Origin of the sequence: Paenibacillus sp. 2TAB26 (assembly GCF_052115145.1) — a bacterium.
In the GTDB taxonomy this organism is placed as follows: domain Bacteria; phylum Bacillota; class Bacilli; order Paenibacillales; family Paenibacillaceae; genus Pristimantibacillus.
Map to the genome: position 1 here is coordinate 33,387 of NZ_JBFRGC010000016.1, position 25,226 is coordinate 58,612.

Genomic DNA, 25,226 nt, shown 5'->3' on the forward strand with positions numbered 1-25,226 from the left:
ATTAAAAAGCTGCGCCGTCCGAGGACGATGCAGCTTTTTACTCATATAAATGCTATAAATGCAGCCCGAACGACTCAACATAACGATACTTTCATGAAGCTTTCACAAATGACATGCTTTCCTATGCCTTTTGGAGCATATTATAATAATAACAACACATCGTTTCTACACTTAGGAGGGAATGGGTATGAAAAAAGAACATACCGTTCATTTCAAAATTATGCATGGCTCGGCAACCAAGACGCTAACCGGACTCATGTACCTAGAAGAAAACACAAAACCAACTGTTCAAGATTATCAAGAAGTCCTGAAACAATGCGGACATGATGTACATATCGAGAATGAAGAGCAGTTTATTTTCCGCTCCAACAACCCAGCAGACGATTATTTGATCGACGTTCTTGAAAACTATAAGAAAAACGACAAAGATCTACATGCTGACCATCTCGCACAAAGCTTTGTAAAAAAGACGCCATTCCTATAGAAATATTACTAGAATAGGAGCAGAAAGGCTGTTTCGGGTCAAATGACCTCATGAAACAGCCTTTTTTTATCGTACAAAATAAACTGTTTACGACTTTGACAGCTGCTAAAGTACCTATTCCTTAATAAGGCTTTGGAAATATTTTCATGTTGAATTGGTTGTGTTATGCTTCTTCTAGGATTATAAAAGCTTAGAGTCAGCATGAAGCTATACCGTTCATGATCCATGAAAGTTGGTGATTCGTGAGTACAAATGAAAGTATCACCTTAGTTGTCATTACCCTCATTTCCGTGCCGCTTTTCCTGCTTGCCTTCATCGTCATTCGGCAATCGTTTAAGGATACTCGGGAAACTAAATTTATTTTGAAACATGGCGAATCCTTTGACGCGACTGTGAGCTCCATACAAAAAACCAATACGGAGATTAACGGTCATCCTGAGGTTTTTATCGGATTAACGATTCCAAGAGAGCATGCAGATCCTTATCGCGCCATCATTAAAACCGCCATTTATATGGTTAATATTCCTCAGTATCAGCCTGGCCGCAAAGTAAAGGTGAAGGTGCTGGAGACTAACGGCAAAATTAAGGTCGCCTTGGAAGGCGCACATGTATTTTAACTTCCATGAAATAAGAAAGAGCGCCGCAATCGGCGCTCTTTCTTATTGTACTGCAGCTGCCTTTCGTTTCCGCAGCAATAGCGTAAGTGGGATAGAGCAAATAATAATAATCGTCCCCAGATGGAAAACATCCTGAACGCTAAGCGACAGCGCAATGGTTTTGGACGATACTCCGTCCTCCAAATGAGCAATCGTCTGCGCAGAGAGGATCGTGCTGAACAAACTAATCGATAACGCTGATGTCCCCTGCCTGATCCAGTTCATCACCGCAGAGGCATGACCTGAATTGACGCTTGGTACGGCAGACATCGCAGCGTTCGTCACGGGCATGTTGCTGAAGCCAATCCCCATATAACGAATAGCCACCCATACCGTAATAAATGCCGCGCTTGTCGCCACATTTGCATGGCTAAGCTCCCATGTGGCTAATCCCATTAGCAGTAAACCGATGAAGATTAGCCTCGATGGTCCTATTTTGCCATAAAGCCTGCCTACTGCAAGCGAGATTAATACCATCGCAAGTGTACCTGGAAGCATAACCATACCGGTAGTAAAGCTCGACTCCCCTTTTATATTTTGCATGAAGATCGGAACGAGTAACGTGCCTGCATATAAGGAAATCGTTATACAGCAGTTTAGAATGACTCCGTAAGTAAACCTCGGGATCTTCAGTACTCGCAAATTTAATAAAGGATTGCTGACTCGCAGAGTCCTTACCACAAAATAAGCAAGCACGACTAAACCAGCAGCGATCAATCCGAGTGTTTGCCAGCCCGCCCAGCCCCAATTATGCGCCTCGCTAAATGCGACCAGCAATGCGCTTGTTCCGATGAGAACTGCGCCAAACCCGATCCAATCCAGCTTAATCCCGGTGCTTAATCGATAATTAGGAATGTACTTCGCGGCAATAAGCACAGCAATAATGCCAATCGGAATGTTCATTAGAAATAATGATTTCCAGCCATAAATTTCAGCAAGCCATCCGCCTATCGTCGGCCCAAGCGCAGGAGCAAGCATCGCTGATACGCTCCAGAAGCTGACGGCAACAGCCTGTTTTGATTTCTCAATGGTCTGGTAAATGATTGTCATCGTAGTGGGCATAATAATTCCGCTGAAGAATCCTTGCAAAATCCGAAATGCAATAAGAGATTCAATACTCCAAGCGAAGGTACAAAGCGCAGACGTTAAAGTAAAACCGGCTAGTGCAATCACATATAATTTTTTGTAGCTCCACTTATCACCCATAAAACCGATAATCGGAGCAATAATACCTGTTGCCATCATAAAACCGGATAACATCCATTGCACCGTGTTTAAACTGGCATGAAAATCATCCATAAAGATAGGCAACGCCACATTTATCGTAGTTGTACTCAAAGAGGCCATGAAGTTACCGAAAAAAACGGCAATCATAATGGTCCAAAATGACGAAGCTGCTTTTTGCGAGGTATCCACATTCATGCTCCTATTCCTGTAATTGATCCAAAGCCTTCTGTACACGCTTCTCTGTTTCGGTAAGTTCATCTTTAAACTGCTCCATACGTTTAATTTTCATGTCGATCATCGTTTTTTCCTTATGGAGCACCTGTGATATTTCGAAAAGCTTCAATTTTCGCGCTTCGCGATCCTCACTCGTACGATATTCACTTTTCTGCTGCTCAATGAGCGATTGAAACTCCATATACTGCTGAAGCTCTGCAAGCGAGAAGCCGAGTACCTCTTTTACGAGCAGTATTTTGTTGATTTTCTCTATATTTTCCTCTGAATATAACCGAATACCGCCTTGCGTCCGCTCCGGTGCAGAGATTAGACCAAAATCCTCATAATACCGAATGGCGCGTTTCGTTAATCCAGTACGCTTGGCTACTTCTTCAATTTTTAACAAATCCAATGTCGAGCACCTCCGAATTTTCTACAATAAGCATACCCCTAGTAACAGTTAACGTCAACGTTAACTTTTGGAGAGCAATAGTGATGGAGCAGCAGTTGTGCAAATAACTTGCCGTTCATAAGCAAAAAAAACAATCTGAAACATAACTGCATGTTCCAAATTGTTTTTTGATCCCAGCTATATCGATGACTTGAACGCGCCATGCGGTAAGCAAGCGTGAACGCCTTTAATGCCATTCACAATTTGAGTAATCTTTAAGTCAACAACCGAGCTTCCAAGTGCGATCGCTTCCACTCGGTTTAAACCATATAATTCACCCATAAGATCAAGCATCCCATCCAGCGCCTCTACGGTGGCTTCATTTAAGTCTTCATGAAAGCCAAACGTAATCCAGCCTGAAGGTGTATTCGCTCTAGGATTCGTCAAAACGATGTTTTCCTTCACCGTTATCGTTACGTCAACCAAATCCATTGTAGACTCAATCGCCTGACAACTAATCTCCCCATCGCCTTGACGAGCGTGGCCATCTCCTATGGATAAATAACCTCCGTCTACAGAGATCGGCAAATATAGTTTGCTTCCTTTGACAAGCTCCTTGCAATCAATATTGCCGCCGCAGGCGCGAGGAGGAAAAGTGGAATGAATACCTGGACTATCAGGGGGCATCCCAATCACGCCCATAAAGGGTTGTAGCTCTACCGTAAACGATTTGTCATTAATGAGACAGGTTCCCCTCATCCATTCCTTGTCTAGCTTCCAATCGAGGGAAATCTCTTTATATTCGGTTAGCTTTAGCTTTTGATTTTGCCAATTTGGATATTGGCCTGCTGCTGTAAAGCCGTATGATCCTGGAATGATATCATTAAATCTAATCTCAAGGGTCATTCCTTTTTTTGCTTCTTTAATAAATATGGGGCCAATTAATGCATGACCACTATCGATATCCTGTCTTCTTGAAAAAGGTTTATATCTATCTTGATTGCTTGTACCTGTACCCCAGCCTGCATCCAGCGTTTGAAAACGAATGGAATCACCTGATTCGATCGTAAGCAGCGGAGTCACTTCTGTTGTAAACGAGCCAATTAGGGAGCCTTGCGCCAATTCAATTTCGTGAACGGTCATGAATGATCCCTCCAAAAAAGCTAAATTGTCTTTCAAATTTATATTACCATAATTGGAAAATTAATAGTTATATGAAGTGAGTCCATCTCAATTTAGCTCATTGTTTGTCCTAACGGTTGGAACCTCCCCCATGGACTACATACAGTAAGATAGTATTATAAAATCGTTCTTTATCATAAGAAGAACGATTTTTTTTATTTTACAATAGAAGTAAGGCTAAGCGGGATGAAGATCATGCGCTTGCCAATATCTTTTTGATTTGAATAGGAGTGTGAACCAAAATACAGATATAGATTAATGATGTGTATGTTTTAGTGTTACAACCATTTAGGAAGTCCAAAGCATGACGGAGCAGAAAAAAAGTTTAAAAATAGCGGTTATTGGAGGCGGTTCCTCATACATTCCTTAGATTATTGAGATTTTTATTAATAAATATGATGAAATGCCCATTCGTGGGCTGTGACTAGTTGATAGTGAAGAAGGCCGCCATAGACTGGATATTGTTTATGGTAGATGAATAAAAAGGATGGAATCTATTGAATATATTGTTGGCCTTTTGCGCTGTTCTGATGTTCATTATTCAGACGTTAGCTTTGAAACAAATGAGAAGCACGAATAACAATGAGGGATTATCCTCCTTTTTCAAACGGAGTTCGGCTTATACGGCGATAATTGCTATTGGCTTTTTTGTATCATGGCTCATGTCAGATTTGAATGGCATCCATACCGCTACGCTTGTGCTTGGAGTGTTTTATGGACTTGTTTTTGTACTTACTGTTTTGTTCTATTCCTGCGCTATGAATACGGGACCGTTATCTTACTCTGCTTTTTATTTCTCAGCAAGCCTTCTTCTGCCTGTTGTTGCAAGTGTTGTACTTTGGAATGAACCGATGACCGGCATGAAATTTATGGGTATTGCTCTTTTTATCCTATCCTTCTATTTCATCAATGTGTTTGGAAGCAAAGGGCACGAAGCAGCAGGAATGAAATGGTTAGTTTATTGTCTTCTTGCCTTTATTTTAAATGGTACCTTGCCAATCATCATGAAATGGCAGCAGACGTTACTTGAGGGGCATGAGCTGATTCCCTTTATGTGTGTAGGATTTGGATCGGCGTTCTTATTTTCACTTTGCGGTATTCTTTTCACTGGGGGATTCCAAAGACAAAGCAAGCCAATTCCTACTGTACGACAGCTTCGTATTTTGACACTGTACATTGTAGCCATAGCAGGATCAACCGGTACTGGAAATGCGATAATAACGTATTTGTCAGGACGAATGTCAGGTCTTCATTTGTTTCCGCTCGTCAATGGAAGTATGATTGTGCTTCTAACGATCCTCTCCGCTGTTTTATTTAAAGAGAAAATGTCTCGTGGCGGCATCATCGGAATAGGCATTGGCTTGCTCGCCATCGTGTTTGTGAATATGTAAATAATAGTTATTGACAATCATAATGGCAAATCTTATTATTTAATTAAGTTTATTTATTAATCAATTTTAGAAGAGAGGTTGTCGTTTGTCCAAAGTATCAGCAAAGCAGAAACATGTAAGAATCATGAATCAAAATTTAATCATAGATGCGATTAGAAGAGATGAAAGCGCTACAAGAAGTGAGCTGTCAAAGCTGTTGAAGCTGAGTGTACCTAGCGTTTGCACGAACGCAGATCAATTGGTTAAGTTAGGCATTCTAAGGGAAACAGAGGATGGCTTCACAGGTGTGGGAAGAAAAGCAAGCCGTTTGCGGTTGAATGATAACTTTGGCTATATCATCTCCGTTGATCTAAGCAATCCTTGTATTACGGTGGGCATTTCAAATCTAAATCCAATTATTATTCAAGAAGTGAAATTCGATATTGAACAATATGACATCAACCAGTTAATGGAGCTAATAATAAGCAAGATTGATGAACTTCTTGTTAAGAGCAGTGTATTAGTAAATCAATTGCTTGCTATATCTATCTCTATACCAGGTCAAGTGGATAATGATTTAGGTATCGTAAAGTGCGGATCGTATCTGGAGCGACTCGGCACTGTGAATTTCAGAGAACCGCTTCTAAATAAATTCGGTGTTAGAGTACTGGTACAAAAGGATATCAATTCTGCTGTTCTAGGTGAAATAAAATTTGGAGCTGCACAGGGTCACGCAAATGCTGTGTTTGTAAGCGTTGACGTGGGTGTGGGTCTTGGTATTGTGCTTGGAGGATCGTTGTATCCGGGGAAATTTCATCTTGCAGGTGAAATAGAAAATTACATCGTGAACGTAGAGGCAGAGAATACGGAACGACAGGATGGGTTATTTGAGAGCTCTCGGTTGCGCGATCTGGTTACAATAGAAGCTTTGGTCAGATCGGTTAGAGCAGAGCTGGAGGCTGGGGGCGAAAGCAGACTGCTTAAAGCTGTGAATGGCGACATTGCTAAGATCGATTTTAATCACATTATAATGGCGACATTAGAAGGAGATGCCCTTAGCGTTAAACATGTGAAGCGCTGTGCAAAGATTATGGCTGCCTTCGTAGCAAACATGCTATTTTTACTTGATTTGGATACCGTTATATTGGGTGGTGGGTTCGTCACCCTCGGTTCGGCTTACACCGATACAATACGGGATGAAGTTAGGCGTTTAGGGCTAGGAAATACGGCTATCGTGGATACGGCGCTCAAGACGAAAGCTGTTTTGATTGGCGGGATTGCCATTGGATTGGAGACTATGTTCAGTGAACTGCTGGAGGAGCAGGAGGCTTAAAGCCTCCTATTCCTTCAATTAGTTAATTAAGTTTATTAATCAATAATAAATTAGATTGTTCCTTGGGCGTTTTAAATGAACGCGTTCAAGTTTCAATATATGAATTCATTTTAAAAGGAGAGTTGAGTAATGAGGAAACAGGTGGCAAGCAAGACAACAGCACTAGTACTTATCTTCGTAGTATTTGCAGCATTGATGGCAGCATGCGGGGGATCCAAACAAGAAGAGAATGGAGCATCCGAGAGTAAAACAAAAGAGATAACGCTTCGGGTAGCGACATCATTCGCTGGATCTGATCCATGGGTTCCAGCTTGGACGGAAGCTATTAAACAGTTCCAAGAGGAAAACAAGGGCATCAAAATTACGGATGAGTCAACGCCGGTCAATCAAGAAGCATTGCGTACGAAAGTGAAAGCGGATGCAGCAACTGGCAATCTAGCCGATGTCATGTTTTATTTCAATGGCAGCGAGACAGCTATTCTAACCGAATCGAAAGAAATTGTTTCCTGGGAAGATGAATTTGCTAAAGATCCAGATTGGGCGAAGCAATTCAATAGCGGGATCATCGAGAAGGTCAAGTATGAAGGCAAACTCTATTCTCTTCCCTATATCGGCTTCTATGAAGGCTTGTTCTGGAATAAAGAGTTATTCGACCAGTATCAACTCGAAGCTCCAACAACCTATGATGCTTTTATAAAAGCGATAGATACGTTTGCAGCTAATAATATTGTACCATTCGCTACATCGCTCACAACTCCATATCTGCAAGAGGCTTTGGTTCTTTCACAGGTTGGGCCAGAGGGACAACAAAAGGCTTATGATCCATCATGGGCACCAGCTCTTACGATCTTCAAAGAGTTGAATGATAAGAAAGCGTTTCCTAAAGATGCACTCACGCTGGATGATGAAAAAGCGCAATCTTTATTTGCAGGCGGGAAAGCGGGAATGATGTTCAACGGTTCATGGACAGCTGCTGGTCTGAGTACAAATCCTGCTTTTCAAATTACACCATTTCCACTCGTACCGGGTGGTAAGGGTGAGAATATGATTGTATCTGGATTTGGTTCTGGTTGGTATATGAAGAAAAATACCGATCAAGCTAAATATGATGCAGCTCTAGCTTTTGTGAAATTCATGACATCTCCTGAAACGGCTGGCAAATTTGCAGCAATAGGCGGAACTTATGCAGTCGATACACAACAATCCAGCAGCACCGCACAGCTTCTGATTGACGGCAACAAGATGGTGAGTGAGGCAAAGGATTTCGTTATGCCAATCGATTCTTACGTTTCTAGGGAATCGTATACCGAGTTCTTAAAAGGTATTGCTTATGTGTCAGCAGGAAGAAAAACAGCCGAGGAAATTCTAGATGAAGCCACAAAATTAAACAACAGAAACAAGTAGTTGTTTCAACAAGCCCCGGGATATCGGATTGCCGGCTCCCGGGCAAATGGCAGTATGTAATCCAAGCTATTGCTTATGAAGAGGAGGCGTTCAGTTGTGATATTCAGGGACAAGAGATACATTGTGCTTTTCCTGGCGCCAACGATGCTATTATTATTCACCTTTCTTTTGTATCCACTCGTACAATCCGTTTATTATAGCTTCACCGAATGGTATAACTTCTCAAATACGAAGAAGTTCATAGGATTCGGCAATTACAACCAGCTCATTCATGACCCCGTTGTTTGGATAGCGCTAAAAAACACGTTTATATTGGTGATCGGTGCCGTATTCCTGCAGGCTGGAGGGGGTTTGGTCCTTGCGCTGCTAACCGACAGCATCAAACGAGGATTTAAATTTTTTAGAACGGTCTTTTTCTTTCCGATTGTTATCTCAGGTACGGCGATTGGCCTCATGTTCTCGCTCATTTACAACTACGACTATGGACTCTTAAATGCCATTATGAGAGGGCTCGGTGTGTCTGAGCAAATRTGGCTAACGGAGAAAAGCGCGATCTATTTGGTACTCATACCGATTCTATGGCAGTATGTTGGATTTTATTTTGTTATATTCCTGACCGGAATGTCGAAGATTCCAGAGGATATTTATGAATCAGCTATGCTGGACGGTATTACAGGAATAAGAAAATCCATCTATATTACACTTCCATTATTACGAGATGTCATTGCTTCTTGTCTTACGCTCGCCACGGCTGGAGCATTGAAGGTATTTGATGTCGTATATATCGTGACCAAGGGTGGTCCATTGAATTCCAGTGAGCTGCTCAGTACTTACATGTACACGAAGGCATTCAATGGGCAAAACGCAGGTTATGCCAGCACAATCGTCATTGCGATGATGATACTCGGTATTGTCATAACCGTTGTGTTAAATAAATTAGTTAAAAAAGAGGCTGTCAGCTACTGATGATAGACAACAAACAGCCCAATTGAGAAGGTGATATTTTAGATGGTTAATAGACTAGTAAAGCCTGGTGCGGTCAAGTTCGGCGTATATGCACTCCTGCTTTTATGGGCATGCACAACGATCATCCCACTATTATGGGTGCTGCTCAATAGCTTCAAAACGTCCGAAGAAATTTTAACGCAATCATTCGCTCTCCCACAAAGCTACTCTTTATTTAACTTTTTGAAGTTGAACGAATATGGCAACATTAACGTCGTTAAAGGCTTTATGAACAGTATGATCATTTCGGGATCCGTTGTATTAGGTGTTTCCCTTTTTGGCGGGTTGGCTTCTTTTGTACTAGCGAGATTTCAATTTTCATTTAAAGGGTATTTCACGTCTATATTTGTTATCTGTATGCTGCTGCCGCAGTTCGCTGTTATTATTCCGAATTTCGTTATCATCGAGAAGCTGGGTTTGAATGGAACCTATTTATCTGTTATTCTCCCACAAGTAGCTGGCAATTTGAGCTTTGCTATTCTAATGATAACAGGCTTCATGGCTTCTTTGCCTGGAGAACTAGAGGAAGCGGCGGTCATGGATGGGGCAACCATTTGGAAAATATATTATAAAATAACGCTGCCGCTTTGCTTCCCTATTTTCGCAACGGTGTCTATTATGGTCTTTCTTTGGTCATACAACGAGCTTTTGTTACCACTCGTCTACTTGCCAATAAGAGAGATGCAGCCTATATCTGTCCTCTTGTCGCTCGTATCGAATGCGTATGGTACAGATTATGGCGCTATGATGGCAGCCATCACGATTTCAATTGTACCACTACTTGTTTTGTACATGTTCTCACAAGAAACGGTTATTAAAGGGCTGACAGCAGGTGCAGTAAAGGGATAATGGTTTTGGGTTACCATACAGGAGGAGAGAAAAAAGATGTCTACACAACAACAAAAAAATATAATTGTCATTGCTGCACATCCGGATGAACCGGAAATTTATGCGGGAGGAACCTCTGCTTTATTCGCAGAAATGGGACACCGAGTTAAATTCGTTTCCTTAACCAATGGAGATTGCGGACACTACTCAATTAGCGGACAAGAGCTCGTGGATAGAAGAACGCAGGAGGCCTATGAGGCTGCTAGACGATTGGGTGTTCTTGACTATAGCATATTGAATATATCTGATGGCCGTCTGACGAATAGCTTTGAAGTGAGAGAAGAGGTTATTCGCCAAATTCGCAATTGGAAGGCCGATGTCGTCATTACCTTCCATCCTGAAGGTGCAGGACATGTAGATAATCGCAATGCAGGAAGAATTGTGAGAGATGCTGCGGATTTTATAGCGAAGGTACCTAATTCTGTGCCAGATGCCCCATATTTAGAGCAATCCCCTCTTTTCTTGCTTATGCCGGACTACGGAAAGAGGCATTCTTACTCACCCGATCTGGTCGTCGATATTGGTTCTGTTATTGAGAAGAAGCTGCTTGGCTGTGATGCGCATGCTTCCCAATTCTATGAGTTTGCGCCATGGCAGCGTAATCTGCTAGATCAGGTTCCACAGACGTGGGATGCTAGGAAGGATTATATTTTGCAATATTGGAGCAGCTTTATTGAGGTTTCATCGGAGATGCTCCCGACGCTGGATCGACTATACGAAGAAGGGAAGTCAGAAAAGACAAAGTATGCAGAGCCATTCGAGATTGCAGATTATGGCAGAAGACCGAGTGATACGGAGCTGAAGCAGTTGTTTCCCATGCTGAGTCAATAAGAGGAAATACCTTGAGATACTCCATGAACGGATCGTTGTTGCAGGGCAGCTGCAATGCACGTAAATAGCATAAGCCAGCACCTATGAACTGCACCCCCATTGTTAGACACCATCTAACATTGGAGGTGCAGTTTTTCTATTTGGTTTCAATAGGATTCCAGCTTCTTTTGCCGTCATCCTCTAAAATCCCTAACGTCACATCTGCAATATCCTTGTCTTCAAGCAGCTTGGCGCGAACGAGGAACTTAATATCATCAGCTACCGCAAGCGTTAATCCCGGCTGCAGCTCCAAGTACGCCTCAACGTGGTAATAGCGGCCTTCTTGTAGAATGCGCATTTGATAAATATCGGTTACGCTCTGTTCGGAAAAAATAATACGGGACACCTTGTCTGCTACTTCCTTCGGGGCAGAAACACCAATGAGTCCGATCATATTGTCGTAGCCGACACGATAAGCAACACCAACCATTAAGAGTCCAATCAACAGGGTTGCAACGCCATCAACTGTTTTAAACGAGGTAAATGCAGCAATGATGACCGCGATCATCGCCAAGGCAGCTCCCGAAACGGCGACAAGATCCTCATAGAAAACTAATCGTGTAGCAGGAGCAGAACGCCCAACATTTTTGAAGGCAGCTGAGAAAATACCGAGTCCTTTCCCTTCTGCTCCCGCTTCGTGTAAGATTTCCTTCATGGCTTTGACTAGAATAAGCCCGTCTATGACAAGATTAACAACCAGAACCCCAATGTTTAGCCAAAAACCTTCACTTGCAACTGGATGCAAAATGAGATGCCAGCCTTCACGAATCGTTTCATAAGCCATAATAGTAACGACGATGACGGCAATCATACAAAAAATATTGATGACACGCCCAAAGCCGGTTGGAAACCTCGGCGTCGGTTTTTTCTCGGCAAGAATGCTTCCGGCAAAAACAAACCCTTGGTTTATCGCATCTGCCAATGAATGCATGGCGGAAGCAAACATCGCGCCGCTGCCGCTGAAGGCCGCTGCGAACCCTTTTATGGCGGCGATAAACGCATTGCCGATCATCGCTACAGCCGAAGATTTATTCCCTTTCTTTATAAGCTGCATAAAACTCTGACGTTCTGCTTTAGGCTCCATTTTCTCCCCCGCTACATTTTATTTACCATTACCTTTCCACTATTGCCTGCTTTCAATCCCAGCACTGCTATTTTATGCTTACCCAAACAGGCAATAGGATAAACGGACAAAAGCTCTTCATTATATCAGAGACAACTTTCTTCTTGCGTTATCAAAGTCCTTAAAATAATACCGTGCTTTCATTGGCGTACTTTAGGCCAGCGCTCTTGAAATCTTTTTTGCTCAAGCCGCTTCTCATAAATGGCGATTCGATCCTCGTATTCCAAGTAAAAAGGTGATGGTCTAACAATCATTTCTAGAACATCTTCTATACCACAAGGAGCAGTTAACACGAGTTTGTCATGCTGATCTATTTTCAATCCTAGAGCGGTTACGGTCTCTGGAAATTTGGAAATGGCATCTGTGGAGCTGGAATACGGAGGATTGTTATTGATTACATGCATTCGAGCTTGGTTCTTAACGGACCAAGGTACGTGAGGGTTCATCTGATTTAATGTGTTTTCCAGCTGTTTCTCTATCTGCTCGTCTATGTTGGAAGGATCGAAATAAACGACATCAACATCGGCCAGCGGCGTTCTTTCCGTAAATCCGTGAAGGGTATCCCAAATTTTGCTGCGAACGAAACCTGCACATACCCACCAATCTGGAAGCTGGAGCGTGCTAACCTCTCGTAAGATGTTCATCATCCACTCATCTCTATATACAAGCTGTATAATATCCTCTTCACTGTTTATCAACATTGATCCACTCTCCTGATTTGTTCATTTCTTGTTCAATATGTATGTCCAAGCCTGCAATTGGCGAATAACCGTCGACACTTGTTTCATCCGTCCTCACCATGAATGACCACTTAAAACCCTCTCTCGGAAAGGTGAGCATGACATAGATGTTTTCGTTCTTATACTTTTTTTCTAATGCATGCTGCAATTGCAGCTTCGAAAACGACAACCCTCCAAGAYACAAAGCAACAAGGATTAGTCCTGATAAAAAAATACGCCTTCTTCTCCGAGTAGATGCCCCGATAATGAGAGCAGCGGTCAGCGTAATTAAAAGAACAGCGTCGTTTCTATTTACAATAAAGAAATCAGACTCCGTTTTAATAAAGGGATAAAAGGGAGCTACGCCATTGCCGATGAAATCTATAAATAAATGGCTAAAAACGCATATAGACAATATCAGCCAAGCCTTTTTAAACGTAATTTTCCTCTGGAATGCATAATAACATGCAGCAAAAAACAAACCAATCACAGGTACAAGCCAAATGGAGTGGCCAAGCAGGTCTCCGTAAAGCTTAGAAATATCAGGAGAAATAGCAGCTGCACCGCCGAAAACGAAGAGAACCTTGCGATTCACCTTGGATGCAGCCGCTTTCCCGCAAAATAAATAGGCCAAGCTGGCGCCTACAACAAAATGTAAAAAGACGTGAATGATATGACCTGAAATATTCTCCATATTCACCTTTCAATCAAATTATAAAATTTGATATATGATTCTCGAAGAAGCAGCCTACACTATCGGCAGTTCATAATGCTTGCACAACTCCCGAATGACCTCACCGATCAACGACTCGTTTTGAGGTTTACCTGGCTCTGCATTCATCATCACTGCTATACCGCTTTCTTGGCGCGGGTATCCAACCAGCTTGCTTTGAGAACCAACTCCCCAGCCTTGAGAAACGAAGCAGAGCTGCTCTCCAGCATCAGGAAGAAATACGCCTAAGCCTGCACCTTTATCGCTCACATAACCCGTAAGCATTATTCTAGCCATCGCTGGACGCAAAATACCATTAGGATCGCCATTCCAAGCCTTCACGACCTCGCTTGCCATTACTATCAATTCAGAAGGCGTTGTCCATAAGCCTGCTCCCGATAAATTGGGATAGTGCGCTCTCTTCCCTTCAACTACCTGTCCCCGTTTATCATGACCCATGGTTGTGTTCAGTGGATCGTTTGCAATACCATCCCAGAAAATCGTTCGTTTTAAGCCAAGCGGCTTCATAACAAGCCGCTCCATAGCTGCCGAAAAGGCTTCTCCTGACACATCCTCAAGGATTTGCTCCAAAACAGAATAACCTGCATCCGAGTAAGAGAATCGACTCTCTGGCAGGTGAGCAACCTCAACTGGTTTGGAATGATATTTCGTTGCTCCTAAGAGCAGCTCTCTAGGCGTAGGGAAAGGGTCTTGCTTCTGATACGGTTCATAGCTCCCCCGTGCATCCACAATTCCCGATTGATGTGCCAGCAAACTGCGCAGCGTTACTTTCCTTTGCTGAGTGAACTGGTTTTCGGGCACCTGCCAGGAAACTAAGTAACGATTAACATCCTCCTCCAAGCTAAGCACGCCCTCTTGGACTAAACGAAGCACACCAATAGCCGTAACCATTTTGCTGATGGAGCAGGCAGGAAACAAAGTTTCCTCTGTCACCTTCTGCTGCATGCTCGCTTCAAGTACGCCATAGCTTCCTTGCCACACCATTTGTCCATGCTGAAGAACAGCAATTCCTAATCCCGGAACACCATTCAACTTCATTTTTTCTTCTATTTCCAAACTTATCATTGCCTCTTGGCACATAAGATCAGCTCCGTCACCAAACAAATTAGAATAATTTTTACCTCATTATTCCATTTCACTCTGTATGACGGGAAAAAGCAACAGCCAGTTGCAACATTTTTATGGCAGCCTATTATTTCTTCGATATCCGTCTAAAGAAATAAACGCCCTCAACAATCAGCCCTGCCATAAAACCTCCTGCTACTGCTTCTAAAAATACGAGGAAACTAATTAGGTCCTCCCATCCAGTCAAACCTTTGGAATACATAGCCATCAGTATAAGACCAATTAGCATCCCAAGATTGGAGAACAACCATAGCTTTCTCGCTCCAAGCCAGCCGATAAAACCGAATAAAAAAGATAATATGGCTGCAAGCAGCATAAATCGGAAAGCGTGCATGCCTGTGAAAGGCTGGCCTAAGATAACAAAACGAATCAACCATAATAACAGGCTAACAAGCAAGGTGGATGCTCCAGCTAGTAGCCACCACCTGCCGCTTCTGTCAGCGGGAATCCAGTGCATCAACCATTGCCCCCTCTTGAATAAATGTTCTTTTTTACTTAAACGCATGAAGCGCTTACTTTGTTTCGTTCATTCTGGTTTGCCCAGCATGAATTCAGCAATAACTGCTCGCAGCAAAAAAGGAGTACCGTTCGCCGTTGCTATGAATTCATAGAGACGAGCTGTACTCCTTTTTGATTATGCGATTTGCTTGCTAAATGGCTGCGGTTTGAAGAGCCGTTTCCTTAGGAAGCTGAAAAACTACATTTTTTGCAAGCAGCTTATCCATTAATGCTTGAAAAGGAGCAACCGAGATCCAGTCGTGTATCATAATAATTTGTCCGCTTGTTGCTTGTAAATCATGATGTTGGTCCATAACGTCCGCCGGCTCAAAATCGAACGTATCCCAAGTACAATCCACATGCAGTCCGTTTTTTGGGCTGCCATTCTCGAAGGACGGCTGCTGATAGCCCAGCTCATCCAGTACACGCTGAATACCTTCGAAATGATCGTCCTTCATTTCGTCTAACAAATGCTGCATAAATGGAAAACGAAACAGCTTTGAAGGCCTGATCGTTTCTGCTTTATTGTACAGCTCATCTATAATACGGTCGGTTCGCTCGATCTGCCCTCTTACGTCTTGTAAGCCGATAACAGAGAAATCTGCATGATCATAACCGCGATTCCCAATGATATGGCCTGCTTTAATCGCAGCTATCGCTTCCTCAGAACAGCTTTCCAATGCTTCGCCCATACAAAACCAAATCGCCCGAATCTCTTTTGCGTTCAGAAAATTGACCTTTTGCATAAAATCTTCAGCAGGACCTTCATCTATCGTGAGGTACACTGCTTTTTCAACCGCCAACATAGCAAGAAACCCCCGTTTAATTATTGCTGCCAACCTTTATCATCTATGTAGTATACCATAAGCATTCCTTTTCCTTTACTCTTCATTCCTAAAAGAACTTCATTTGTAGCTATATACAAAAATTACACACAGCAAACCGAATGTCAGAATGACACCCGGCTCTTTTTGTGAGTAATGTAATTTCAATAATTACCAATCAACTAAGAATGTTTTCTAGCTGAATTCAATTCATTGGCATTTTGATGCCATTCCTTGAGCATGCTTTGGTAAAAATGACTTTCCTGCGTGCTGAGTCCCTGCTTGTTGTCTTTAATAATTAAATTGCCGATATTCCGCTTCAAAATGATGCTCCGACGTCCTAACATGTCCATATAAGTCAAGTAAAATCACCCTCCAGATAATGTTTTCCAATCGGTCGTTTTAAGTATAACGAATACGACTCCTATTGAAAAACAGCAACCAGTGGCGTTATTTCTAATAATGCTGACTAAGGCGGACTGAGCGGAAACGAGCAGCAGTCATTCGAAAACATCCTGCCATATCCTCCATATAACGTCCACACCTCCTCAGATGCGATATAATCACAACAAAAAACCACAGCCCATATTTGGCTGTGGTTTATCGCAATTATTAGGCTTTACCTAGGATCTCATCTATTTCGCTTTTCAGTAATAGATATCTGTGGACGCTGCGATTGATCGCAACCTTAGTGAGGTTATGCTTAAGCACATAAACCTTCATCTGGTCCTTAGTCAGGCCTAACAGGTCACCGGCCTCGGTAACGGTTAATACAACCTGCTTGCTCGTTGCGTTAAATGTTTTTTTTACTTTTTGATCCCAGTCTTCAAATACTACCTGCATATTTCCGACTCCTTTATCATAGTCAATGGTCTTTATTGACTGCACCTCTCAATTATAACACGAACAGCACTATAATCTTCGCCTGATAAAAATTTTATAGTAAATAAAAATATATTTCGGCCGTTCTACGGAGAAATCATCCCCGTTAATCCATGTTCTTCATAAGTTTATACAAATAATCAACTGAACGCATCGCATATTCAAACTGATAAGGTTCTCCGTTCTTCAATAAAACAAGGCAAGGCACACTCGTAATTTTCCAAGCATTCCGCAGCTGGGGGGCGTAGTTTATATTTATTTTATACAAGGTCGTTGGAACCTCAGCCGCTTCCACAATTTCCAGCATGCGCTCGGCGACCTTACAGGTACCGCAAAACGGTGATGAAAACAGCAGCGCATCCTTACCATTCCCTATCCGATTAAGCTTTAGCCAGTCTTCTTCTTGGATTTCTTGAATTGCCATCTGTCATCTTTCCTTTCTGCCGATAAAGACAGTCGTTCATTTGTTGCCGTATTTATATTGTAAAATGTTTTGGTGCTTTAGGAAAGACAAACTGAAGCGTGCATGCACTTTATACTCCGAGCCATAAGCGAAATAAATGGTATAATTAGCTGATTCGTTAAATGATTTTATTCGTTAGGGAGACCACTTCGTCATGAAACCAATTGAACAAATGAACGTCGCAGAGTGGCACGCACTGTTTAAATCTCGTACCGAGTCTCTGTCTGACCTTACTCGAAATGCCGCATATGTACACAGTGCAATTACAGCTATTAATCAGATAAAGCCTAAGCTTTCTTCTGCACAAAATAATCTATTCGAGCTGCATGCTCATCTTCATATTCTGATGCTGCTGCTTAATCTTATTCCCGATCAAAAGGGACATTCCGGCTCCTTTATCGGCTTCCATACTCATGCTGCTATTTCTGATGTACAGCTTGCTATTGCTGAGCTCATGCAAAAAAAATCCGATCCTGCCGAGGGGCCCGACTATTGGCGGTGCCTAGAAGAAACATTAGCCTTTTTACGCAGGCTCATGCTGGCGGAATCAGGATCAAAGACGTATTTCTCCGATCCTTATTTTTGGTTATGGCAATACTGGATTATCCCTAACCAGAATAATATGAGTCTATGTCTAGAAGAGCTGCAGCAATTGAATGCCGCACCTTCAAATCACGGCTCAGCGCTCTCCCGCTACCCTTTGCTGCTTGCCGAGGTATGGATGAACTTCTTCTTACAACGCGACGAAGAGGCGTGGAGCAAACTAAATGAAATAAGCAGCGGTAACGAGCTTCGTCCAGGTGACTTATTTCATGTCTTAACCATGATGTCTGAAAAAGAGCAATGGCAGCGGTTATCGAATTGGTTAGTGGAAACGAAGCCGTATGTAGAGAAAAGCCGAATTAACGCCTTGGAAATCTTTTATAGCTACTGGGATCAGGTAATTGAACATTATCCAGATGCGGAGCAGCTGATGTGGGCGCCTCTCATTCAGTCGCTTCCCTATGCTAGTTCTATTTACGAAGGAAAACTGCTCCGTCATGCCAAATGGCAGCAATGGATCGATTATCAGCTCAGCACGGGAACCGAGCCGCTTGAGTATCGCGTTGGTGTGTTCGCCCCTATTGAGAAACATGCGCCGGAGCTGCTGCTGCCCTTTTATCATCAGGCTGTGGAAAGATATGTGCTGCTCAAAAATAGGCCTGGCTACAAAACCGCTGTGAAACTGCTCAAACGTCTGGCTAAGCTGTACAAGAAAAGGAAAGACGAGGAGCGCTGGGAAACGTTTATTGCAGCTTTTGCTTCTAGCCATAGCCGCCTACGTGCGCTTCAGGAAGAACTTCGGAAAGGAAAACTTATACCATGAGCAAGTTTACAAAAACAATTAAAGTATACGCTAGTTTAACGACACATGGTGATGCTCTCCTATACGGAATGAGCGGCATGAGCGACTTCCTGCCCGGCGTCAGCTTGAAGCACAGCTTGTTCGCCTGGCATACACCTTCCTTTTACGGCACAGAACTCGAAGTACAGCAGGTTGAAGGATTAGAGCTTGTATTGCTTCCAGCCGAGCAGGTTATTCCTTTTTTTGCGGAAAACACGGTGCTTGAACACGTGAAATGGATATGGGAAGAGCAAGCCGGAATGCTTGTTGCGCTCGCTCCCTTGTTAGCAGCTGAAATAACTGCACATCGCTACATACCAAGCTTCTCGGCCTTCCGTTCAGGAAAGCTCCAATGGTGCTGGGATAGTGCTGCAATAAACGAACAAATTCAGAGTATGATCAGGAAAACTCAATCAGACGATAGCTTTAAGACGGGATTGCTTGCTGCTTTTTCTGCTGCTGTATTTGACGCTAACTATGGTACAGAAACGACTGCTGCTGATTTGCGCAGGGAATACCCGCTCCTCTTTGCCAAGGATGGCATAACCGCTGGACTTGATGCTCAGGCATGGCTGATCGCCATTGGCTGGAAAGCCGATCAAGCTCCATTTCGGCCAATGCTTCAGCTTGTCGAGCCCGTTGATGTGGATGACCCGTGGCAGCTTAAGCTTATTTTGCAGGACAAGCTCGATCAAGCGGTTATTGTACCCGTTAAATTGTCTGATACAGGCGAAGCTTACGGCTCGTGGCCTGCTTCTTGGTCTCCTTCTATTCGTGAGCGTTCCTCAGGCTGGTTGGAGCGTCTGCATGCTTGCCTGCCGACAAACCTGCTTGCGGGCCAGCGTGACGATATTTTAAACGTACCCTTGAAAAACGATGCCGCTTGGCGGTTCCTTGCCGTAGATAGCCCCAGTTTGTTAGACGCAGGATGGCAGGTACTGCTTCCCGCTTGGTGGGAAACCGCCAGCCGTAAGAAACCACGCCTTCGCGCTAAGGTCAGCACAAGCAAACGAGAAGAGGGCTCCGGTGAATCTTTATTTGGACTGGATACACTAATCGAATTCGATTGGCGCATTGCCATTGGAGACACTGACCTGACTGAATCCGAGTTTAATGAGCTTGTTGCCCGGAATGAGCGGCTCGTTCGCTTCCGAGGACAGTGGGTATCGCTTGATCCCGCCTTGCTCGCGCAAATTCGCAAAGCGATGTCGGGCATTGACCGCGCCGAAGGTTTATCGTTTCAAGATGTTCTTCAGCTGCATCTTCTGGGAAGCGGCAACGAGCAAGGGGATGATCAGCCTGAGCAAGAAAACGAAGCAGAGCAAGAGCATCGTATTCAGCTGGAAGTTGAGCTGAACGAGCATTTGATGACGCTGGTCAGCCAGCTAAATCAACGAACCGAATGGCCTATGCTTGCTGTTCCTGCCGGGCTGCGTGCCGAGCTTCGACCTTATCAGCAGGAAGGCTACGCTTGGTTGTCCTTCTTACGTCGATTCGGACTTGGCGCATGCTTGGCCGATGACATGGGTCTTGGCAAAACGGTTCAGCTTATCGCCTATTTGCTCAATCTCAAAGAGAGCACAGCAGAGTCGGAGCAACACATGCCATCGCTCATCATTTGCCCAACCTCTGTTCTGGGCAACTGGCAGAAGGAGATTAGCCGCTTTGCACCCTCGCTGCGCGTCATGCTTCATTACGGAAGCAAACGCCTCGTAGGAGAACATTTCCTTGAGGAAATGCGAAACGCCGATGTCATACTAACTTCATTCGCAACCGCTACTCTTGATCAGGACATGCTGAAGGATATTACTTTTGCAGCGATTTGCTTGGATGAGGCACAAAATATAAAGAACGCTCAAACGAAACAATCCGCAGCCGTTCGCAGCTTTACTGCGAAGCATCGTATCGCTTTGACGGGCACGCCGATCGAGAATCGTTTATCGGAGCTGTGGTCCATCTATGATTTCATGAATCCGGGGTTTCTGGGGAGCGCACATGGTTTCCAGCAGCGCTTCAGCAATCCTATTGAGAAGGAACGCAATGTTCAGCGCACCGCAGATTTGCAGAAGCTAGTTAAGCCATTCATGCTGCGGCGCAAGAAGAAGGACCCCGCGATCCAGCTTGATTTGCCGGACAAAAATGAAATGAAAACGTATATTCATCTCACAGCCGAACAAGGCGCGCTTTATAATCAGACCGTTAATCAGCTTATGGATCGCATGCAAAAGCTTGAAGGCATCGAACGTAAAGGCGCCATTTTATCGTCCATTATGCAGCTGAAGCAGCTATGCGATCATCCGATGCTGCTAACGAAAGAACCTTTGGTGGACAGCTCTGCGCCCGCTGGCGAGCAAATGGATACAGATCGGATCATAAGCCGATCGGCTAAGCTTGAGCGGCTGCTCGCCATGGTGAGAGAACTGCGAGATGAAGGCGAACGCTGCCTTATTTTCACGCAATACCTCGGTATGGGGGAAATGCTTCAAAGCGTGCTGCAGCAGGAGCTGCAGGAGCCGATATTATACTTGAATGGCAGCACCTCCAAGCTGGCGCGGGACCGCATGATTGAGCGTTTCCAATCGCAACAATTGCCACCGGAAGAGCAGCCTAATGTGTTCATTCTGTCGATTAAGGCTGGCGGCGTCGGGCTTAACCTGACCGCTGCTAACCATGTATTCCATTTCGACCGTTGGTGGAATCCTGCTGTGGAGAACCAAGCAACCGACCGCGCGTACCGCATGGGCCAAACTCGCGACGTTCAGGTTCATAAATTCATCTCGCTTGGTACGCTCGAGGAACGCATCGATGAGATGCTCGAAAATAAGCAGCAGCTCAGTGAAAATGTCATCTCCAGCTCTGAGGGCTGGATCACGGAGCTGTCAACCGATGAGCTGAAGGAGCTCTTCACTTTGCGTCAGGATTGGAGCGATTCATAAAGGACTCTTTTCCTTTTGACTTGCCGTGAAATAGCCCTTTGTGCTACACTGATGCTAATTTAAATGAACGGAGGGTTACGTGTGATAGACTATATCCGAGTTAGGTCTTTGCGCAGCTGCTAATTGAATAGCGCCAAAGCTCTGCCTGTGTGCAGGGGACTCAGGATAGGTCTGCCCATTTTGAAGGTAACCCATATAAACAGAATACGTCGACTATTGTAGGGAGCATCCCGACTCGCGTATTCGCCTTTAGAGCGGAATTTCCATACGTTTATTTCAGCGTATATGGAAGACCATCAATCCATATTGATAAGGGATACTCGATTCCTTATGGATATTTTTACTGATACCCTCTTACCTATAACGGTGAACACAGGCAGAGCTGCCTGTGTTTTTTATTTTTTAAATAACCGTTAAAAGGATGATGAATAATGGAACAACCAAAACAAAAGGCGATTATCGTCGGAGTTCAGCTTCAAAATCAAACCGACTTTGAATACTCCATGGAGGAGCTTCGCAATCTAGCTTCCGCTTGTTATATCGAGGTCGTTGATGAACTGAGCCAAAAGGCAGCACGCATTAACCCGTCTCACTATATTGGGACTGGAAAAATCCAAGAGCTGCTGGCCCTGCTCGAAGCGCATGACGCGCATGTCGTTATCTTCAACGATGAGCTCTCCCACTCTCAAATTCGTAATTTGGAAGCCGCTTTGGAGCGGACGGTCATTGACCGAACGATTCTCATTCTGGATATTTTTGCGGAGCGCGCCAAAACAAGAGAAGCCCAGCTGCAAGTCGAAGTTGCTCGGCTTCAATATATGCTTCCTAGGCTTGTCGGACTTCGCGCATCCTTGGGGCGGCAAGGCGGCGGAGCTGGTCTCAAGAATAGAGGCGCCGGTGAAACGAAGCTTGAGCTGGATCGCAGACGCATCGAAGAGCGCATCACTGCTTTGCAAGCCGAGCTTGAGAAGCTGGTAGCCCGCCGTCAAATTCAGCGGAAGCAGCGGCAGAAGAACGAGGTGCCTGTCGTCTGTCTCGTCGGTTATACGAATACGGGGAAATCCAGCTTGATGAATGCTTTGCTTGAGAAATACAATCCAGAGACAACCAAACAGGTATTTGCTAAGGATATGCTTTTTGCAACGCTGGAGACCTCGGTTCGCAGTATTGATTTGCCTGACAACAAATCATTCTTGCTCACAGATACGGTCGGCTTCGTAAGCCAGCTTCCCCATCACCTGGTGAAGGCCTTCCGCTCAACTTTAGAGGAAGTAACTGAAGCTGATTTGCTCGTACATGTCGTCGACTACGCCCATGACGATTATGAGCAGCTTGTTGCGGTTACGAATGAGACGTTAAAGGAGCTGGGGGCTTACAATCTCCCAACAATTTATGCATACAATAAATGTGATCTGACGGAGCATCCATATCCGGAAGTACGTGATAACAACGTCTACCTATCCGCCAAAAAGAATATTGGACTAAATGAGCTAATTCAGCTTATTCGCGATCATGTCTTCGACGACTATATGGAATGCGAGCTGTTGATTCCGTTCAACCAAGGGCGCTTGGTTGCTTACTTTAACGAGCATGCGCATGTGCATGCAACGGACTACGAAGCAGAAGGCACTCGGATGAAGCTGGAATGCCGGGTATCCGATTTTGAAAGGTACCGTAATGAAGTAACAGTGCTTTAAGAAAAAAGGAGGCTGTCCAAAAGGATAATAACCTTTTGCGACAGCCTCTTCTTATGTCGAAAATATCTAGTTGCTGCGATCCTGCGGGTGCGGCTCGACTGCAAGCATTGCCGCCTTTGCGTTCGCTTCAACCTGAGCCGGGTCCTTGCAGCCCGGAATGACAGCCGTTACGGCTGGGTGCTTCAAGCACCAAGCAAGCGCCCAGCTCGCCATATCGACACCTTGCGGTACCTCTTCACGCTGAATGTGTTCTACTTCCAGCAGCTTAAGCCGTGTGTTCTCTTTATCATGCCTGTGGCGTACATCGGTATCACCGAACACGGCACCCGGCTTATATTTGCCGCTCAAATAGCCGCTCGCCAGCGGAACACGTGCAAGCACGCCCAAATCCTGCTGCTCGCATGCTGGAAATACTCTTTCCTCCGGCTGACGGTCGAGACGATTATATACGACCTGAATGACGCGAGAATTCACCTTTTTTGAGGCTTCTGTCTGATGCAAATTGTCATTGCTGCCGATAGACGTCCCAAGAAAACGGATTTTCCCGGCTGCAATTTGCTTATCCAGAGTGGTCCACAGCACATCATTATCAAATGCTTGGTCTGGTCCTGAGTGGAACTGGTACAGGTCAATATAGTCCGTCTTTAGCGCCTTCAGTGAAGCATCAAGCTGAGCTACAACACCTTCAGCGTCAAATACGTCGGTACGCGTGAAGCGCTCGTGGAAATGATGGCCAAACTTTGTTGCTATGATCCAATCCTCGCGGTTGCGGCGGCTGATATAATCTCCAATGAGTGACTCTGAGAGGTGGTCACCGTAACATTCAGCGGTATCAATCAGATTGATGCCAAGCTCACGCCCTTTATCGAGAATCAAATCGACTTCGTTCTGCGAATACTCCCGGCCCCATTCTCCTCCAAACTGCCAGGTTCCGATGCCGATTACCGACACATTTAGTTCTGTGCTTCCGAGTCTTCTATACTTCAAGATCAACACTCCTTCTAAATGATGTAGCCTGTCCTTTTCATTTTAACATTTTAAACCATGAGTAAGAAATAGCATGCTTCCGTATTCTGTGCTACAATACTGAAATTGCTATGGCAATTTTATTAGGGAGGTTTACTGAATCACCATGCTTATTATTGGTATCGCTGGCGGCACCGGCTCGGGAAAAACTACGGTTGCACGCTCTGTCATTGAACGTCTTGGATCGGAAAAAGTAACTTTCATATCTCAGGATAACTACTATAAAACCTATTCGCATCTCAGCATGGCTGAACGTGAATTGATTAATTATGATCACCCTCTCTCTTTTGATATCGAGCTGCTCGCTCAAGATCTGCTGCTTCTAAAAGAAGGGAAAACCGTTTACGCGCCAGTCTATGACTTTGCCGCTTATGCTCCATCCACAACAGAAACGGTAGAGCTTAAGCCGAACAATATCGTAATATTGGAAGGACTTCATGTGCTCGCGGAAGAGAGCATTCGGAAGCTGCTCGACATCAAAGTATTCGTCGATACGGATCCCGATGTACGTATTCTCCGTCGTGTGCTTCGGGATATTGAGGAGCGCGGCCGGACGATCCAGTCCGTTCATGACCAGTACTTGAAGACGGTCAAGCCGATGCACGAGGCTTTTATCGAACCATCCAAAAAATATGCCGATCTAATCATTCCCGAAGGCGGACACAATGAGGTCGGTATTCAGTTGCTGTCCATACTGACTGAAAAATATATGACAGATCACGAGCCGCCGATTCTCGGCTAATTGCGCTCTAAACATAGGAAAGGGGCAGTCCCTCCGGTCATTTCAGACCAT

At 44.3% G+C, this 25,226-nt stretch carries 25 protein-coding genes; 12 read left to right on the forward strand and 13 right to left on the reverse strand.

Going from position 1 to position 25,226, the window contains the following annotated elements:
• Nucleotides 1-187: 187 nt before the first annotated feature.
• On the forward strand, nt 188-484 hold the full coding sequence (locus AB4Z50_RS18980) for a hypothetical protein (protein ID WP_076268563.1): 297 nt from the start codon (nt 188-190) through the stop codon (nt 482-484).
• Nucleotides 485-726: 242 nt separating this feature from the next.
• The gene (locus AB4Z50_RS18985; RefSeq protein WP_076268564.1) at nt 727-1,101 is read left to right on the forward strand and encodes a hypothetical protein; all 375 of its coding nucleotides are present in this window, start codon (nt 727-729) and stop codon (nt 1,099-1,101) included.
• Nucleotides 1,102-1,143: 42 nt separating this feature from the next.
• Here AB4Z50_RS18985 and AB4Z50_RS18990 read toward each other — a convergent pair whose 3' ends face one another.
• The 3 genes from AB4Z50_RS18990 to AB4Z50_RS19000 form a co-directional block, all read right to left on the reverse strand.
• Nucleotides 1,144-2,562, reverse strand: coding sequence for an MDR family MFS transporter (locus AB4Z50_RS18990; RefSeq protein ID WP_441881108.1), 1,419 nt, complete (start codon nt 2,560-2,562; stop codon nt 1,144-1,146).
• Between the two features lie 4 nt (nt 2,563-2,566).
• Nucleotides 2,567-2,992, reverse strand: a complete 426-nt coding sequence (locus tag AB4Z50_RS18995; RefSeq protein ID WP_441881109.1) for a MerR family transcriptional regulator — start codon at nt 2,990-2,992, stop codon at nt 2,567-2,569.
• Between the two features lie 177 nt (nt 2,993-3,169).
• Nucleotides 3,170-4,114: an acetamidase/formamidase family protein gene (locus tag AB4Z50_RS19000; protein WP_441881110.1), complete on the reverse strand. Its 945-nt coding sequence runs from the start codon at nt 4,112-4,114 to the stop codon at nt 3,170-3,172.
• Nucleotides 4,115-4,650: 536 nt separating this feature from the next.
• Between AB4Z50_RS19000 and AB4Z50_RS19005 the strand changes: the two genes are divergently transcribed.
• The 6 genes from AB4Z50_RS19005 (at nt 4,651) to AB4Z50_RS19030 (ending at nt 10,984) form a co-directional block, all read left to right on the forward strand.
• Nucleotides 4,651-5,544, forward strand: coding sequence for a hypothetical protein (locus tag AB4Z50_RS19005; protein ID WP_441881111.1), 894 nt, complete (start codon nt 4,651-4,653; stop codon nt 5,542-5,544).
• Between the two features lie 85 nt (nt 5,545-5,629).
• A complete protein-coding gene (locus AB4Z50_RS19010; RefSeq protein WP_441881112.1) occupies nt 5,630-6,856 on the forward strand; it encodes an ROK family protein in 1,227 nt (408 codons plus the stop codon).
• Between the two features lie 129 nt (nt 6,857-6,985).
• Nucleotides 6,986-8,260, forward strand: a complete 1,275-nt coding sequence (locus AB4Z50_RS19015; protein WP_441881113.1) for an ABC transporter substrate-binding protein — start codon at nt 6,986-6,988, stop codon at nt 8,258-8,260.
• Between the two features lie 96 nt (nt 8,261-8,356).
• Nucleotides 8,357-9,226 carry a carbohydrate ABC transporter permease gene (locus tag AB4Z50_RS19020; protein WP_441881114.1) on the forward strand — a complete coding sequence of 290 codons (870 nt, stop codon included), beginning with the start codon at nt 8,357-8,359 and terminating at the stop codon, nt 9,224-9,226.
• Between the two features lie 42 nt (nt 9,227-9,268).
• Entirely contained in the window at nt 9,269-10,114 is an 846-nt protein-coding gene (locus AB4Z50_RS19025; protein ID WP_441881115.1) for a carbohydrate ABC transporter permease, read from the forward strand.
• Nucleotides 10,115-10,150: 36 nt separating this feature from the next.
• Complete coding sequence (locus tag AB4Z50_RS19030; RefSeq protein WP_441881116.1) at nt 10,151-10,984, forward strand: PIG-L deacetylase family protein; 834 nt, start codon at nt 10,151-10,153, stop codon at nt 10,982-10,984.
• A 136-nt stretch (nt 10,985-11,120) separates the two neighbouring features.
• Here the strand turns inward: AB4Z50_RS19030 and AB4Z50_RS19035 are convergent, their stop codons facing one another.
• The 9 genes from AB4Z50_RS19035 to AB4Z50_RS19075 all read right to left on the reverse strand — a co-directional run bounded on the left by AB4Z50_RS19035 (nt 11,121) and on the right by AB4Z50_RS19075 (nt 17,351).
• The gene (locus AB4Z50_RS19035; protein WP_441881117.1) at nt 11,121-12,107 is read right to left on the reverse strand and encodes a cation diffusion facilitator family transporter; all 987 of its coding nucleotides are present in this window, start codon (nt 12,105-12,107) and stop codon (nt 11,121-11,123) included.
• 179 nt (nt 12,108-12,286) lie between these two features.
• A complete protein-coding gene (locus AB4Z50_RS19040; RefSeq protein WP_441881118.1) occupies nt 12,287-12,847 on the reverse strand; it encodes a nucleotidyltransferase family protein in 561 nt (186 codons plus the stop codon).
• Entirely contained in the window at nt 12,831-13,559 is a 729-nt protein-coding gene (locus AB4Z50_RS19045) for a metal-dependent hydrolase (RefSeq protein WP_441881119.1), read from the reverse strand. Before AB4Z50_RS19045 ends, AB4Z50_RS19040 begins: the two co-directional genes overlap by 17 nt.
• 54 nt (nt 13,560-13,613) lie before the next feature.
• Entirely contained in the window at nt 13,614-14,636 is a 1,023-nt protein-coding gene (locus AB4Z50_RS19050; RefSeq protein ID WP_441881120.1) for a serine hydrolase domain-containing protein, read from the reverse strand.
• A gap of 154 nt (nt 14,637-14,790) precedes the next feature.
• Nucleotides 14,791-15,180: a hypothetical protein gene (locus tag AB4Z50_RS19055; protein WP_441881121.1), complete on the reverse strand. Its 390-nt coding sequence runs from the start codon at nt 15,178-15,180 to the stop codon at nt 14,791-14,793.
• Between the two features lie 193 nt (nt 15,181-15,373).
• A complete protein-coding gene (locus AB4Z50_RS19060) occupies nt 15,374-16,027 on the reverse strand; it encodes a polysaccharide deacetylase family protein (RefSeq protein WP_441881122.1) in 654 nt (217 codons plus the stop codon).
• Between the two features lie 200 nt (nt 16,028-16,227).
• Nucleotides 16,228-16,407 carry a hypothetical protein gene (locus tag AB4Z50_RS19065; protein WP_076268579.1) on the reverse strand — a complete coding sequence of 60 codons (180 nt, stop codon included), beginning with the start codon at nt 16,405-16,407 and terminating at the stop codon, nt 16,228-16,230.
• 250 nt (nt 16,408-16,657) lie between these two features.
• A complete protein-coding gene (locus AB4Z50_RS19070) occupies nt 16,658-16,888 on the reverse strand; it encodes a hypothetical protein (protein WP_053373130.1) in 231 nt (76 codons plus the stop codon).
• 145 nt (nt 16,889-17,033) lie between these two features.
• Complete coding sequence (locus AB4Z50_RS19075; protein ID WP_083682069.1) at nt 17,034-17,351, reverse strand: thioredoxin family protein; 318 nt, start codon at nt 17,349-17,351, stop codon at nt 17,034-17,036.
• 193 nt (nt 17,352-17,544) lie between these two features.
• Between AB4Z50_RS19075 and AB4Z50_RS19080 the strand changes: the two genes are divergently transcribed.
• The 3 genes from AB4Z50_RS19080 to hflX all read left to right on the forward strand — a co-directional run bounded on the left by AB4Z50_RS19080 (nt 17,545) and on the right by hflX (nt 23,407).
• Nucleotides 17,545-18,756, forward strand: a complete 1,212-nt coding sequence (locus AB4Z50_RS19080; protein WP_441881123.1) for an SWIM zinc finger family protein — start codon at nt 17,545-17,547, stop codon at nt 18,754-18,756.
• Nucleotides 18,753-21,710, forward strand: coding sequence for a DEAD/DEAH box helicase (locus AB4Z50_RS19085; RefSeq protein WP_441881124.1), 2,958 nt, complete (start codon nt 18,753-18,755; stop codon nt 21,708-21,710). Before AB4Z50_RS19080 ends, AB4Z50_RS19085 begins: the two co-directional genes overlap by 4 nt.
• Before the next feature lie 431 nt (nt 21,711-22,141).
• On the forward strand, nt 22,142-23,407 hold the full coding sequence (gene hflX / locus AB4Z50_RS19090) for a GTPase HflX (protein ID WP_441881125.1): 1,266 nt from the start codon (nt 22,142-22,144) through the stop codon (nt 23,405-23,407).
• 66 nt (nt 23,408-23,473) lie between these two features.
• Here hflX and AB4Z50_RS19095 read toward each other — a convergent pair whose 3' ends face one another.
• Nucleotides 23,474-24,394 (reverse strand): aldo/keto reductase, encoded by a 921-nt coding sequence (locus AB4Z50_RS19095; RefSeq protein WP_441881126.1) that lies wholly within the window; start codon nt 24,392-24,394, stop codon nt 23,474-23,476.
• A 145-nt stretch (nt 24,395-24,539) separates the two neighbouring features.
• Between AB4Z50_RS19095 and udk the strand changes: the two genes are divergently transcribed.
• On the forward strand, nt 24,540-25,175 hold the full coding sequence (udk, locus tag AB4Z50_RS19100; protein ID WP_076268584.1) for a uridine kinase: 636 nt from the start codon (nt 24,540-24,542) through the stop codon (nt 25,173-25,175).
• Nucleotides 25,176-25,226 lie beyond the last annotated feature (51 nt).

Coding starts and splice junctions, on each gene's coding strand:
- AB4Z50_RS18980 (WP_076268563.1), top strand. CDS start 188: ATGAAAAAAGAACATACCGTTCATTTCAAAATTATGCATGGCTCGGCA.
- AB4Z50_RS18990 (WP_441881108.1), bottom strand. CDS start 2,562: ATGAATGTGGATACCTCGCAAAAAGCAGCTTCGTCATTTTGGACCATT.
- AB4Z50_RS19000 (WP_441881110.1), bottom strand. CDS start 4,114: ATGACCGTTCACGAAATTGAATTGGCGCAAGGCTCCCTAATTGGCTCG.
- AB4Z50_RS19015 (WP_441881113.1), top strand. CDS start 6,986: ATGAGGAAACAGGTGGCAAGCAAGACAACAGCACTAGTACTTATCTTC.
- AB4Z50_RS19025 (WP_441881115.1), top strand. CDS start 9,269: ATGGTTAATAGACTAGTAAAGCCTGGTGCGGTCAAGTTCGGCGTATAT.
- AB4Z50_RS19030 (WP_441881116.1), top strand. CDS start 10,151: ATGTCTACACAACAACAAAAAAATATAATTGTCATTGCTGCACATCCG.
- AB4Z50_RS19035 (WP_441881117.1), bottom strand. CDS start 12,107: ATGGAGCCTAAAGCAGAACGTCAGAGTTTTATGCAGCTTATAAAGAAA.
- AB4Z50_RS19040 (WP_441881118.1), bottom strand. CDS start 12,847: ATGTTGATAAACAGTGAAGAGGATATTATACAGCTTGTATATAGAGAT.
- AB4Z50_RS19050 (WP_441881120.1), bottom strand. CDS start 14,636: ATGAAGTTGAATGGTGTTCCGGGATTAGGAATTGCTGTTCTTCAGCAT.
- AB4Z50_RS19055 (WP_441881121.1), bottom strand. CDS start 15,180: ATGCACTGGATTCCCGCTGACAGAAGCGGCAGGTGGTGGCTACTAGCT.
- AB4Z50_RS19060 (WP_441881122.1), bottom strand. CDS start 16,027: ATGTTGGCGGTTGAAAAAGCAGTGTACCTCACGATAGATGAAGGTCCT.
- AB4Z50_RS19070 (WP_053373130.1), bottom strand. CDS start 16,888: ATGCAGGTAGTATTTGAAGACTGGGATCAAAAAGTAAAAAAAACATTT.
- AB4Z50_RS19075 (WP_083682069.1), bottom strand. CDS start 17,351: ATGGCAATTCAAGAAATCCAAGAAGAAGACTGGCTAAAGCTTAATCGG.
- AB4Z50_RS19080 (WP_441881123.1), top strand. CDS start 17,545: ATGAAACCAATTGAACAAATGAACGTCGCAGAGTGGCACGCACTGTTT.
- AB4Z50_RS19085 (WP_441881124.1), top strand. CDS start 18,753: ATGAGCAAGTTTACAAAAACAATTAAAGTATACGCTAGTTTAACGACA.
- hflX (WP_441881125.1), top strand. CDS start 22,142: ATGGAACAACCAAAACAAAAGGCGATTATCGTCGGAGTTCAGCTTCAA.
- udk (WP_076268584.1), top strand. CDS start 24,540: ATGCTTATTATTGGTATCGCTGGCGGCACCGGCTCGGGAAAAACTACG.